This window comes from Salmonella sp. SAL4457, from assembly GCF_046548235.1.
Taxonomy (GTDB): domain Bacteria; phylum Pseudomonadota; class Gammaproteobacteria; order Enterobacterales; family Enterobacteriaceae; genus Salmonella; species Salmonella enterica.
Map to the genome: position 1 here is coordinate 1 of NZ_JBGDZO010000824.1, position 257 is coordinate 257.

The window sequence follows — 257 nt, forward strand, 5'->3', positions numbered from 1 at the left end:
GAGCAGGTAGACCGTGTAGCTGATCGCCGCCACCCCGACGATCATTCCCAGCCAGAGGTGCGGATACAGCGCCGCCAGCCCGGCGATGAACAGCGGCGTGGCGTTGTAGGCGGCGAACACGATGCACTGGGTCAGGCTCGGGTTGGCGTCGTAGGTCCGCGCCATCCAGTGGATGAACGCGCCCATCACCGCCACCCCGGCGAGCATCGCCAGGTAGGTGAGGACCGTCATCTGCAACGCGCTGGCCTGGGTCAGCT

General features: G+C 66.9%; 1 protein-coding gene. It reads right to left on the bottom strand.

Features of this window, described 5'->3' with window-relative positions:
* Nucleotides 1-257: Yip1 family protein (locus ACLJNW_RS26475; RefSeq protein WP_410961549.1), on the bottom strand; the 257-nt coding region annotated here is incomplete at both ends.